Raw genomic sequence first — 11810 nt, 5'->3', positions numbered from 1 at the left:
CGAAACGGATTCAGGAGAGAGACGATGGCTGCCAGCGCGGCACTGCAACCGGCCAGCGCCGGGACGGGCGAGGTCAAGGACCTCTACGAGATGGGCGAGATCCCGCCGCTCGGTCACGTGCCCGCCAAGATGTATGCCTGGGCGATCCGCCGCGAGCGCCACGGGCCGCCGGAGGATTCGCATCAGCTCGAGGTGCTGCCGGTCTGGGACATCGGCGACGACGAGGTCCTGGTCTACGTCATGGCCGCCGGCGTGAACTACAACGGCGTCTGGGCCGGCCTCGGCGAGCCGATCTCGCCCTTCGACGTGCACAAGGCCGCGTACCACATCGCCGGCTCCGACGCGTCCGGCATCGTCTGGGCGGTCGGCGCCAAGGTGAAGCGCTGGAAGGTCGGCGACGAGGTCATCGTCCACTGCAACCAGGACGACGGCGACGACGAGGAGTGCAACGGCGGCGACCCGATGTTCTCGTCCTCGCAGCGGATCTGGGGCTACGAGACTCCCGACGGCTCGTTCGCCCAGTATTGCCGGGTGCAGTCGCGCCAGCTGATGAAGCGGCCGCAGCACCTCACCTGGGAGGAGGCCGCCTGCTACACGCTGACGCTCGCCACCGCCTACCGCATGCTGTTCGGCCACGCGCCGCACACCGTCCGCCCCGGCCAGAACGTGCTGATCTGGGGCGCCTCGGGCGGCCTCGGCGTGTTCGGCGTCCAGCTCTGCGCCGCGTCCGGCGCCAACGCCATCGCCGTGATCTCGGACGAGTCGAAGCGCGACTACGTGATGAGCCTCGGCGCCAAGGGCGTCATCAACCGCAAGGACTTCGACTGCTGGGGCCAGCTGCCCAAGGTGAACTCGCCGGAGTTCAACGCCTGGACCAAGGAAGCCCGCAAGTTCGGCAAGGCGATCTGGGACATCACCGGCAAGGGCAACGACGTCGACATCGTGTTCGAGCACCCGGGCGAGGCGACCTTCCCGGTCTCGGCGCTGGTGGTGAAGCGCGGCGGCATGGTGGTGTTCTGCGCCGGCACCACCGGCTTCAACATTACCTTCGACGCCCGCTACGTCTGGATGCGCCAGAAGCGCATCCAGGGCTCGCACTTCGCCCACCTCAAGCAGGCCTCGGCAGCCAACCAGTTCGTGATCGACCGCCGGGTCGACCCGTGCATGAGCGAGGTGTTCCCCTGGGAGAAGATCCCGCAGGCGCATACCAAGATGTGGAAGAACCAGCACCCGCCCGGCAACATGGCCTGCCTCGTCAATTCTCCGCGCGCCGGCCTGCGGACGGTCGAGGACGTGATCGAGGCGGCGGGTTTTCCGCGCGGCTGACGCGAACTCTTCGAAGCTTTAAGACTCGCGTCCCTCAGGGGGCGCGGGTCTTTCTTTGGCCGAGGGATTCGCGCGCGGCGCGTCGTGGCACGCTCCCGTCCGGGCCATTGTCACGCATCGCGTCGAGGCGCCTGCGCCCACCCTCCCCCCTCCGCGGGGAGGGTAGGCCTCGCGTGAGCGAGGGTCGGGAGAGGGGATGCACCGCACGTCCGCGACGGGCGACCCGACGAGGGTTCGAGCCGGTCATGCAGCGTGCCGTCCGCGCTACCGCTTCGTCTCGGTCCCCGGCAGGTGGCGCCCGTAGCTTTCCTGCTTGGTCGCCTTCTCGGTGATCAGGTCGGCGTAGGCCTGCCGCATCTCCGGGGAGACGGAAACCGTGCGGGCCTTCTCCTTCTTGCGCTTGGGCGCTTTCTTGAAGGTGTTGCTCGTCTCGCTCATGCCGGGCCTCGCGTCGGGGTGGTCGGGGTCGGCGTGCCCGGATCTGGCTCGCCCGGGGCAGGCGGATCGCAAGGGAACGCGACGAACGAAAGAAGGCGGGGCGGCTTTCGCCGTCCCGCCTTCGTGTTTCTATCGTCCGAGGAAGATAGAGGCCAGTCGCTGGAGCAGGCCCCGCGGTGCGGGCGGAGGCGCGCTCTGCCCAGGACTGTCCCCGATCTAAGCGTTCGCGGCGAAGGGGTGGGTCGCGGACTTGCGCTGCTCGGTGACCGCGGCGGCCTTCGGCTCGCCGGAGACGGCGCGCTGGATCGACAGCTTGGTGGCCTCGTAGTTGTACTTCTGGATCTTGGCGTCGTCGGCCGCTTCCCAGTGGATGAACACGCCGACCAGGATGAACAGGTCGTCGGCCTCATCGGCGGGGATGATGCCCTCGGCGACGGCGTCCTGCACGGCCATGGCGACGCCATGCTGGGCGGGGCCGAACATCTGGACGGCCTGACGGGCGTCGTTGATGGTCACCTTGTTGAACATCAGGGTGTTGGGCTTGCACGGCAGGTTCGGCGCGATGACCGCGAGCAGGCTGGTGAAGCCGTGCTTGTTGTTCACGAGGCCGTTGCAGAAGGCGGTCTCGGCCGGCGAACCGCGCGGTCCGATGATCAGGTCGATGTGGGCGACCTCGTTGCCGTCGCCGACGAGGGCTTCGCCGACCTGGACCTTGGTGATCTTTGCCATTCGGGTTTTCTCCCTGGATTCCAAACTCAAGGACCGCGGCCCGTCGAAACGGGCGCGGCCGGAAGCCATCCTTGTTCGCGACGCCCGGCCTTGGAAAAGCCGGGCCGGTTAGCCCGGATAGCGGCGCGGACCCTACAGCGCGGTCCGGCCCGTCACAACCCATGGCAACGCGCTGAAATCGATATTAAAAGTGCGGCCCGGCGCTTGACGGCGGGAACTTTTTCAGAGGACGCCCACAGGGTCCGCGACGCGGGCGCCCGCGGATGCGAGGGCATCGCAGAACAGCGTGGCGACGGTGAAATCGGCGCTGGTGCCGGGATTGATCCCGGCGGCCTTCCACGCCGCGTCCAGCGCCAGCAGGCGCTCCACAGGTCGGGCGCGCAGGTCGAGGCCTGTAAGCGCCTCCACGGCCTCGGACCGCACGGCCTCCGCCCGGTCGGCGCCGTGCTTGCGCGCCACGTGGCTGTCGGGAAACGCCTGCAGGTAGGCGAGGTGCACGGCGGTGGTGCACCAGGCCGGTTCGAGATCCTTTTCGCGCGCGGCCGCCAGAGCCGGGAGGCCGACCCGGACGAGGTCGGCGAAGCCGTCGGTATAGGCGCGGGCGATGCGGTCGCGCGGAGCAGCCTCCTGCATTGCCGCCACCAGAGAATCCGGGGCCGGCGCGGCTACGTCGTGCCGTCCGGCCCGGCCGAGCCCGCCCGGGTTGGCGAGGCAGATCGCGTCGAAGACGCCCTGCGCATCCGCCGGTTCGAGGCCGGCCAGCACCTCGGCCACGGTGGTTCCCCGCTCGGCGGCCAGCGCCAGGGGCGCGCAGAGCAGGAGGATGCCGAGGTTAGTGTTCTGTCCTACCGCCGCGACCGTCGCCGCGACCGAGTCGCGGACCCGTGCGCCGAGCGCGGCTCCGCCGCGTGCCAGGGCGGGCGCCGACACCGCGGCGCTCGTCGTGAAATCGGCCACCGCCATGCGATGGCCGGCGGCGTAGGCGTGGACGTTGCCGGGTTTCAGGGCGTCGAGCTCGGCCAGGCACGCCGCCTGGTACGAGGCCGCGATCGCCTCCGGCGCGAGGCGCATCAGGCGACCACGAGCCGCGGCCGGCGCGCGGACCGGACGGCGGCGAGGAAGCCGCGCACCACCGCCCCGGCGATGTCGACCTCCGAGACCTTCTGCAGCCCCGACCATGCCGGCATCGAGTTGACCTCGAGCACGAGGAAGCCGCCCTCCCCGTCCTCGACGAGGTCGATGCCGGTGTAGTCGACGCCGACCGCGGCGGCGGCGGCCTCGGCGAGCTCGGCCGCCCGCGCCGGCATCGCCCAGGGCAGCGGGCGGCCGCCGAGGTGGACGTTGGTGATCCAGCCGTCGCCCTCGCGGATCATCCCGGCGATGGCCCTGCCCTCGCAGACGAAGACGCGGTAGTCGCGCCACAGACCGTCGCTGCGGGGCACGTAGCGCTGGAGGTAGTAGACCCGCGAGACCGCATCCTCCGGCGGCAGGTCGTCCGGCCGCTCAATCAGCTGCAGCCCCTCGCCCTGCGAGCCGAACAGCGGCTTCAGCACCAGGGGACGCCCGGGGCCGGCCTCGCGCGCGACGATCTCGGCGGCGGCCGTGCGCTTCGAGCAGACGAAGGTGTCGGGCGTCGGCAGGCCGGCGCGGGCGATCATCAGGCTGGTCGCCGCCTTGTCGACCGAGCGCTCGATCGCGACCGGCCCGTTCCAGACGGTGACGTCCGAGGCCACCAGCGCATGCAGCACGCCCAGACGCATCGTCGTGGCCTCGAAGGTGCCGCCGGCGATGGTCCGCAGCAGCACGCCGTCGGGCAGCGTCCCGGCGAAGCCCGGCACCTGCAGGGGCTCGCCGCCGCCGGTGACGATCGCCACGTCGGCGAGCGAGAACAGCACCGGCTCGACGCCCTGCGCGCGAAGCGCCGCCAGGAGCCGGGCCTTGTGCCAATTGCCGTTGTCGGCCGCGAGCGCGATGCGCATTCTGTCGGTCACCCCAAGGATGGTTCAAGCCGCCGGTTCCGCCGACACGCATTGCCCTCCCGCTCCACGCCGTCATCCCGGGGCCGCGAAGCGGAGCCCGGGATCCAGAGCCGCCAACGGTGCCCGAGCTTGCCCCCACGGCGGATCTGGAGTCCGGCTCGCCTGCGGCGCCCCGGAATGACGATGGTGGGGAAACCCCGGGAGAGCCGCGGGCGATGGCCTTCGTGTCGTGAAAGCCGGCCTCGACTGCCGCTACGAGAACGACGCCTCGACCAGCTCCGGCATCAGCTTGCCGCCGCGGAAGGTCGCGCCGGTGCGGATGGAGGTGACGATCGCCTCGGCCGGTGAGAACAGCGCGCCGTCGATCTTGTAGAAGTCGCCGTTCACCCGCGAGAAGATCTCGGCGAAGGGCGCGCCGTGGTCGCTCGACGTGGTCGAGGGCAGCTGCTCGGCGAGCTGCTTGGCCTCCGCGTCGTCGGCGTCGACGAAGAGCTGGACCCGGCCGCCGTAGATGATCGCGTCGTTGGTGCGGCCCATCGCCTTGATGAAGTCCGGGTGCTGCGGCGACAGCGGCGCCGAGCCGATGCCGTCGACGATCCGGTGCAGGTCGAAGCCGACCGTGTGCGCCTTGTGGAGGGCGACCTCGAGCACGCGGGCGACGACCTGTGTCGCGCCGGCGAGGCTCTGGGTCGGCGCGAAGATGAAGGTCAGGTCCTCCGGGCGCAGGGAGCAGGCCTCGGCGACCTTGGCGACGACGCTGGCCGGCGGCCCGCCGGCGGCCTCGAGCACCAGGGCGGTCTTCGTGGCCGAATCGCGGTAGCCGAGCTCCTTGTAGAGGTCCTCGACCACGGCGACGGCGCGGCCCGGGCCGGAGCCGAGGGCAAAGAAGCCGGAATCGCCGTCCTCGTCGGCGAGCGACCAGCCGGCATACTGGCTGCCGAGGCAGGCCAGCACCGGGTCGGCGGCGTGGACGACCACCGAGTACGGCCAGGACGGGATCGGGCCCGACGGGCTGATCGAGACGGTACCGAGGCCGCCGAGACAGATCTCGGCGATCCGGCGGCCGGCCTCGATCGAGCCGCGCGCCGAGGCGCCGGCGTCGACCATGCGCGCGCCGCCCGGCGCCTGTGTCACGGACAGGCGCAGAACGTCGGCGTCAGCGACGAAGCGCTCCACCAGGGGCGTCGCGATGGCGTTCAGGCTCGGCTGGTTGGTGCTCATGCGTTTCCTCCTCGGACAGCCGGTCGCGCAAGCTGGCGATCCGGGTCCCCAATTCTTGTCGTGCCGCCGGCCCGTCCGGCCCCCCCGCCAGGACCGTGCAGAGCGGGGCGTCCCGCATCACCCGTGTCCCGGCGCGGGGCCGGTCCCGCACGTGGTCCGGCCATGCGACCGCCGGGACGACGGCGTGATCCCGCGCCGCGTAACAGATCTGCGAGGCCGCCGCATCCTCCGGCGCCGGCCCGATCTCGGGCGCGTGGTCGAGGCAGGCCTCGACATGCGCGTGCAGCAGCGGCACGCCGCGCCGGTCGAGCACGTCGAGGGTGGCGCCCGGGCGCGGGTTGATCTCGGTCAGCCACCATGCCTCGCCGTCGGACAGAAAGTCGACGCTCGCGAGCCCGCGCAGCCCGGTCGCGCGGACCAGCTCGTCGGCCGCCTCCGCGACGGCGGCGACGATGGCGTCCGGGAGCGCGGAGGTCTCCCGCCGCCCCGGCGCCAGCGCGCCGGCATAGCGGAACGGGCGCAGGAGAGACGGCGCGCTCCACTGCTCGGTCAGCGCCAGGATGCGCGCGCCCGAGGCGTCGGCCAGGATGTTGAGCGCGAAGGCGCGGCCCGGGACCCGGGCCTGGAAATAGGCGCCCGCCGGCGCCGGCCCGCTTGTCGCCGCGCGGATATGGCTCCCGCCCGAGCCCCCGGCCCGCTTGAGCAGCCAGGCCTTCGGGTCGTCGAGCCGCGCCCGCGTCACCGCCGGATGCGGGATGGCGAGCGTCGCGCACAGGGCCGCGAAGCGCAGCGGGTCCTTCAGCGCGGACACGGTCTCGGCCCCCGCGCCGACCAGGCGATGGCGCCGCGCGATCGCAGCGATCAGCGCGGGTGCGGCCTCGAAGCCGCTGCCGAGCACCACGCCGAGCGGAGCACCGCCGGCCATCGCCGACAGCGCGTCGAGATGGGCGAGCACCGTCTCCGCGAGCCGTCCCGTGCCGAACCGGCCCTCGAGCGGGCGATGCGCCGCGGCGAGTTCCAGGGTGTCCGAATCGGCGAACAGGTCGGCGACGAACGGGCGCAACCCGGCGCGGCGGGCGGCCTCGGCCAGGGCCCGCCCCGACTGGGCCGCGATCAGGATCGCCGCGCCGGCCATGATCGCCCCGCCGGCCTCGCCGGTCTCAGCCGGCAATCTCGACGGCGAGGGCGTAGGCGTCGCGGAAATCGAGGCAGAGCGGCGCCTCGGCCGCGAGCATCCGCCCGAACAGCTGCTTCTGCGTCTGGTACTTCACGTTGCCGACGGCGAGCGCGCCGATGCCGACGCCCTTGCCGACCGGAAGCGCCACGTCCACCGCGTTGACGTCGATCCCGGCGATGCCCGCCGGCGGCACCGCGTTGACGTCCGAGGCGACGAGCAGGTTCGGGGCCGCGCGCAGGTCCTCGGCCGAGAGGATCGGGATGCCGGCGGGGCCGGCCGAAAGGATCACGTCGGCATCCGCGATCGCCTTGCGGCGGTCGTCCGGCATGGTGCCGTCGATGGCGCCGACCTCGATCCCGAAGCGCCACTTCATCGTGAAGGCGATCTTCGAGACCCGCTCCTCGCCGTCATGGCCGACCAGCACCGTCCTGGCGCCTTCGAGCGCGCCGATCACCGCGGCGACGTAGGCGACGACGCCGGCGCCCCCGAAGATGACGATGCGCTTGTCCTTCAGGCCGGTGCCGAATTTCTGGCGCAAGGCCCGCGAGACCTGCGCCACCATCGCCGCGCCGGTGGTGAAGGAGCCGGCCGGGTCGGCGAACAGGTGGTTGGCGAAGGGCGGCACGAAGGCCTTCCTGGCCCGGTCGACCATGTCGAGGGCGTCCTCGGCGTTCTTGCCGCCGATGAAGATGCCGGTGCGGACGCCGTCTCCGGGCGCGCGCGAGAAGATCGAATCCTGCGTGAGCGAGACCACGTCCGGCAGCGTCACGTCGGTGTAGGTGACGATGGTCTCGAACCCGGCATCGACGGCCATGTTCACGTCGAACGGGCTCATGTGCTTGAGCGGCGTCAGCATGTGCAGGATCGAGCGGGCCATGGGGATTCCCTGTCTGGTGCGAGGATCGTCGGTCGGTGTCGTTGAGAGTCGCAATCGATGCCCGCGGTCAAGCGTGCCGGTTCAAGCGGTCGTGATCTCGGCGCCCGTGTTCCGGCCCCGCGCGATGAGGAAGCGCAGCGGGCCCGGCCGGTCCAGCCCGGCGACGAGCGCGCGGGCGTCGGCCTCCGACGGCATCAGCGCGAAGCCGGTCGGCCCCCAGGAGCTCTGGCCGTAGCCGGCGACGCCCTGGTCGGCGATCGTCCGCAGCGCCTCCGCGACGGCGGGGCTGGCGTAGCGCCCACCCTGGTGCGGCGCGAAGTGGTCGCCGATCAGGCGCTGGATCTGGGTGATGCCGGCGCCGAAGCCCTGCGGCTCGGCGAGCACCGCCGCCGGCATCACCTGCATCAGCACGATCCGGCAGATCTCGGCGGCCTGGCGCTCGGGAAAGCGCGGCAGCTCGGCGAAGGCGCGCTGCTCGCGCGAGCCATGGATGCCGGTGGCGTCGCGGTCGAGGATCAGCACGACGCGCCACGGGTCGGGGTAGGCCAGGCGGGCGATCACCGGCGGCGGCGCTCCGGTGGCGTCGCGTCCGCCGTCGACGATCAACCCGCCCTCGGTGAAGGCCGACAGCCCGACGCCGGACCGGTTGCCGCGATCGAGCGCGTTCGAGAAATCCTCGGCCGAGAACGGCTTGCCCCAGAGGCGGGCCAGGGCCGCGGCCACGCTGAGCGCGAGCTGCGTGCCCGAGCCGAACCCGGCATGAGCCGGAATCGCCTCCTCGACCCGGATCGCGACCGATTCGGCGACGCCGAGATGGCTCGCCGCCGCGTGGACGTAGCCGCGGACGCGGCCCTCCTCCGGTCCCGAGACGGACAGCCCGTCGGCGGCGCTCGCGGTGAGTCGGACGCCGGGGGCGTCGATCGCCAGGCCGATGCTGCCGAAGCGGCGGCCGAGGCCGCCATGCAGGTCGAGGAACCCGAAATGCAGGCGCGCCGGCGCGTGGACGTGGACGGAGCGCGAGGCGGCCTCGGAGCGGCCGCGTGCGGGTTCAGACACGTCGATCCCCTCCGCCTTCGCCACGCCGCTTCATCCTGCCGTCGCGGCGGACCTCTCGGGAAATCGGTCCCCGCGGGAGCCGGCTTCTCCCATGGAGGCGCCCCGCCGGGCAACCGCCTGTCGGGGCGAAGCGGCCGCAAATCGCGGCGACAGGGTTGCCTGCGGCGTCCGAGCGATGCAAACGTGCCCTCCAGCGCAGGCATTCCGAGTGCCGCCGGGTCGGGATCGTATCCCGTCCGGGCAGGCCATTCCGGCTGCGACGGTCCTTCGGCCGTCCTCCCCGGTCTTACGGCGACGATCTGCGACGCCTCAAGAAACGGTTCGGGTGAGGACGCATGACAGCCTGGGTGAAGGGTGACGCGACCGATGCGGAGGGCGCCATCGCGGCCGCCGCCGCTCTGCTCGCCGCCGCGCATGCACCGGTCTTCGCCGGACTGAACGCCGACGTCGCCGCGATTCGCGCTGCCTACCGCCTCGCCGGCACGATCGGCGCCTCCCTTGATACGCAGGGCGCCGCCGGCACCTACGCCGACCTCGGAGCGCTCAGCCGCGTCGGCGCGATGACGTCGACGCCGGCCGAGGTCCAGGGGCGCGCCGACGTGGTGCTCGTCGTCGGCGCCAAGGCCGGCACCAGCACCCTTGCCTCGGCCCTGCGCGGCAGCAAGCCGGTGCGCGGACTCGCGGCCGGGGCCGACCGCCAGGTGCTCGCCGTCGCCGGCGCATCCGCTCAGGCGCTGGCCTCCGACCTCGCCCTGCTCCGCGCCCATGCCAAGGGGCACCTCGCGGACGCCACCCCGCTCAACGAGATCGCCCGCGCGCTCTACGCCGCCCGGTACGGCGCGGTGCTCTACGACCCGGCCGAGCTCGGCGAGCTCGGCGTCGAGACGGTGCAGGGGCTGGTGCGCGACGTGAACGAGATCACGCGCTGCTTCGCGCTCTCGCTCGGCGGCCCCGACCAGGACCGCTCGGTGGTGCAGGTCGCGGCCTGGACCACGGGCCAGGCCCCGCGCACCGGCTTCGGCCGCAAGGTCCCCGAGCACGATCCCTGGCGCTTCGACGCCGCGCGGCAGGTCTCGACCGGCGAGGCCGACGCCGCGCTGTGGCTCTCGACGCTTCCGGCCGCGCGCCCCGACTGGCTCGGCGCCCTGCCCTCGATCGCGATCGTCGGCACGGGCAGCCCCGAGGCCGCCCCCGGCACCGCCGAGGTCGTGATCGCGGTCGGCGTGCCCGGCGCGAGCGCCGGCGGCGTCCTCTGGAACGAGGGCCGCGCCGCCCTCACCTACCGACCCGGCACGGGGGGCGGCGCTTCGGCCGCCGACGTGCTGGCCCGCATCGAACACCATTTCGCTGGGAAGGATTCCTGATGCTGATCCGGATCCAGGGCGGCCGGGTGGTCGACCCGACGGCCGGCCGCGACGGCGTCGGCGACGTCTGGGTGGAGGACGGCCGCGTCGTCGCCCCCTCCGAGCGGACCCCCGACCGCACCGTCGACGCGACGGGCTGCGTGGTGATGGCCGGCGGCGTCGAGGTGCACTCGCACATCGCCGGCGGCAACGTCATCACCTCGCGGCTGCTGCTGCCCGACCTCTACGTCAGCGAGACGGCGCCGAACGGCCACCCCTTCGCCCATGCCGGCGGCGCGGCGGCCTGGATCGGCGCGGCCTACGCCAAGATGGGCTACACCACGGCGGTCGAGCCGGCGATGCCGCCGACCCACGCGCTCGCGACGCAGCTCGAATTGGCCGACATCCCGCTGCTCGACCGCGGCGCGCTCGCGGTGATGGGCAACGACGACCAGCTGCTTCAGCTGCTGCGCGCGGGCGAGAGCCGGGACGCGGTCCGCGACCTCGTGGCGCTCAACGTGGCGCAAAGCCGGGCGCTCGGGGTCAAGTGCATCAACGCCGGTGGCGCCTCGGCCTTCAAGGACGGCGTGCTCAAGCTCAGCCTCGACGACGAGATCCCGGTCTACGGGCTCTCGACCCGCACGATCATGGGCTCGCTCCTCGACGCGGTCGAGGCGATCGGCGTGCCGCACCCGCTGCACGTCCACTGCAACAACCTCGGGCTGCCCGGCGCCGACGACAGCTTCGTCGAGACGCTGGATGCGGCCGAGGGCCGGCGCATCCACTTCGCCCACGCCCAGTTCTACGCCTACGGCGCGGCCGACCCCGCGAACCCGGGCACAGGCGGCTTCCGCTCGGCGGCGCGCCGCATCGTCGACGCGATGCACGCGAACCCGAACGCGACCCTCGACATCGGGCAGGTGGTGTTCGGCCAGACCGTCACGGTCTCGATGGACATCCTGCGCCAGTTCGGCGGCCGCAAGGGCGCCAACCCGAAGAAGTGGGTGCTGAACGCGGGCGATGCCGAGGGCGGCGGCGTGGTGCCGTTCCTGTACAAGCCGCGCGGGCCGACGAGCTCGCTGCAATGGGCGATCGGCCTCGAGATCATGCTGCTCTCGAACGAGCCCGAGCGCACGATCCTGACCACCGACCACCCGAACGGCGGCCCGTTCACCGCCTATCCGCGCATCATCCACCTGCTGATGGACAAGGAGGAGCGCGACCGCGAGATCGCGACGCTGCCCAAGGTCGTCGGCGAGCGCTCGTCGCTGCCCGAGATCGAGCGCGAATACTCCTTCTCCGAGATCGCCGAGCTGACCCGCTCGGGGCCGGCCAAGCTCCTCGGCCTTTCCGATCGCGGGCACCTGCGCGCCGGCGCGCGCGCCGACATCGCGGTCTACCGCGAGGACAGGAACCGCACCGCGATGTTTGCGAGCGCCAAGCTCGTGCTCAAGGACGGCGTGGCGATCGTCGAGGACGGCGAGGTCGTGCACTGGCACGTCGGCCGCTCGCTGTCGCTCACGGTCGAGTCCGACAAGGCGATGGAGCGCCGCACCGACGCCTACCTGCAGGACCGGTTCGGCCAGGGGCTCGACAGCTTCGCCGTGCCGGACGCGGCCTTCCCCGAGGCTGAGGTGTTCGAGGACGTGGCATGCCGGGCATGA

Annotated in this window: 11 protein-coding genes; 3 read left to right on the top strand and 8 right to left on the bottom strand. The window is 72.3% G+C overall.

All coding sequences use genetic code 11. From position 1 onward, the window contains the following. The first annotated feature begins 24 nt into the window (after positions 1-24). Complete coding sequence (gene ccrA / locus FV227_RS02320; RefSeq protein ID WP_147726857.1) at positions 25-1326, top strand: crotonyl-CoA carboxylase/reductase; 1302 nt, start codon at positions 25-27, stop codon at positions 1324-1326. Positions 1327-1590: 264 nt separating this feature from the next. Here the strand turns inward: ccrA and FV227_RS28780 are convergent, their stop codons facing one another. From FV227_RS28780 to FV227_RS02285, 8 genes are all read right to left on the bottom strand, one after another. Then, positions 1591-1764 (bottom strand): hypothetical protein, encoded by a 174-nt coding sequence (locus FV227_RS28780; RefSeq protein WP_187274654.1) that lies wholly within the window; start codon positions 1762-1764, stop codon positions 1591-1593. Between the two features lie 216 nt (positions 1765-1980). Then, the gene (fae, locus tag FV227_RS02315) at positions 1981-2493 is read right to left on the bottom strand and encodes a 5,6,7,8-tetrahydromethanopterin hydro-lyase (RefSeq protein WP_147726855.1); all 513 of its coding nucleotides are present in this window, start codon (positions 2491-2493) and stop codon (positions 1981-1983) included. 222 nt (positions 2494-2715) lie between these two features. Continuing rightward, on the bottom strand, positions 2716-3564 hold the full coding sequence (locus tag FV227_RS02310) for a triphosphoribosyl-dephospho-CoA synthase (protein ID WP_147726853.1): 849 nt from the start codon (positions 3562-3564) through the stop codon (positions 2716-2718). Further along, positions 3564-4472 carry a RimK family alpha-L-glutamate ligase gene (locus FV227_RS02305; RefSeq protein WP_147842520.1) on the bottom strand — a complete coding sequence of 303 codons (909 nt, stop codon included), beginning with the start codon at positions 4470-4472 and terminating at the stop codon, positions 3564-3566. Before FV227_RS02305 ends, FV227_RS02310 begins: the two co-directional genes overlap by 1 nt. 252 nt (positions 4473-4724) lie before the next feature. Beyond that, a complete protein-coding gene (gene mch / locus FV227_RS02300) occupies positions 4725-5693 on the bottom strand; it encodes a methenyltetrahydromethanopterin cyclohydrolase (protein ID WP_147729305.1) in 969 nt (322 codons plus the stop codon). Beyond that, a complete protein-coding gene (locus tag FV227_RS02295; protein WP_147858239.1) occupies positions 5629-6828 on the bottom strand; it encodes an ATP-grasp domain-containing protein in 1200 nt (399 codons plus the stop codon). The genes mch and FV227_RS02295 overlap by 65 nt, the downstream gene beginning before the upstream one ends. A gap of 25 nt (positions 6829-6853) precedes the next feature. Further along, positions 6854-7747: an NAD(P)-dependent methylenetetrahydromethanopterin dehydrogenase gene (locus tag FV227_RS02290; RefSeq protein ID WP_147728225.1), complete on the bottom strand. Its 894-nt coding sequence runs from the start codon at positions 7745-7747 to the stop codon at positions 6854-6856. Positions 7748-7828: 81 nt separating this feature from the next. Next, a complete protein-coding gene (locus FV227_RS02285; protein WP_147728226.1) occupies positions 7829-8803 on the bottom strand; it encodes a beta-ribofuranosylaminobenzene 5'-phosphate synthase family protein in 975 nt (324 codons plus the stop codon). A gap of 335 nt (positions 8804-9138) precedes the next feature. Here FV227_RS02285 and FV227_RS02280 point away from each other — a divergent pair, with 335 nt between their 5' ends. Both FV227_RS02280 and FV227_RS02275 read left to right on the top strand, forming a co-directional pair. Next, positions 9139-10167 (top strand): formyltransferase, encoded by a 1029-nt coding sequence (locus tag FV227_RS02280; RefSeq protein WP_147728227.1) that lies wholly within the window; start codon positions 9139-9141, stop codon positions 10165-10167. Further along, a complete protein-coding gene (locus FV227_RS02275; RefSeq protein WP_147728228.1) occupies positions 10167-11810 on the top strand; it encodes a formylmethanofuran dehydrogenase subunit A in 1644 nt (547 codons plus the stop codon). Before FV227_RS02280 ends, FV227_RS02275 begins: the two co-directional genes overlap by 1 nt.

The sequence above is a fragment of the Methylobacterium sp. WL119 genome (assembly GCF_008039875.1).
Taxonomy (GTDB): Bacteria; Pseudomonadota; Alphaproteobacteria; order Rhizobiales; family Beijerinckiaceae; genus Methylobacterium.
This window is presented reverse-complemented; position numbering and strand designations above follow the sequence as displayed.

Bases quoted from the DNA above. Each gene is read 5' to 3' on its own strand.
- FV227_RS28780 (WP_187274654.1), bottom strand. From the start codon at position 1,764: ATGAGCGAGACGAGCAACACCTTCAAGAAAGCGCCCAAGCGCAAGAAG.
- fae (WP_147726855.1), bottom strand. From the start codon at position 2,493: ATGGCAAAGATCACCAAGGTCCAGGTCGGCGAAGCCCTCGTCGGCGAC.
- mch (WP_147729305.1), bottom strand. From the start codon at position 5,693: ATGAGCACCAACCAGCCGAGCCTGAACGCCATCGCGACGCCCCTGGTG.
- FV227_RS02280 (WP_147728227.1), top strand. From the start codon at position 9,139: ATGACAGCCTGGGTGAAGGGTGACGCGACCGATGCGGAGGGCGCCATC.
- ccrA (WP_147726857.1), top strand. From the start codon at position 25: ATGGCTGCCAGCGCGGCACTGCAACCGGCCAGCGCCGGGACGGGCGAG.
- FV227_RS02310 (WP_147726853.1), bottom strand. From the start codon at position 3,564: ATGCGCCTCGCGCCGGAGGCGATCGCGGCCTCGTACCAGGCGGCGTGC.
- FV227_RS02305 (WP_147842520.1), bottom strand. From the start codon at position 4,472: ATGCGCATCGCGCTCGCGGCCGACAACGGCAATTGGCACAAGGCCCGG.
- FV227_RS02275 (WP_147728228.1), top strand. From the start codon at position 10,167: ATGCTGATCCGGATCCAGGGCGGCCGGGTGGTCGACCCGACGGCCGGC.
- FV227_RS02295 (WP_147858239.1), bottom strand. From the start codon at position 6,828: ATGGCCGGCGCGGCGATCCTGATCGCGGCCCAGTCGGGGCGGGCCCTG.
- FV227_RS02290 (WP_147728225.1), bottom strand. From the start codon at position 7,747: ATGGCCCGCTCGATCCTGCACATGCTGACGCCGCTCAAGCACATGAGC.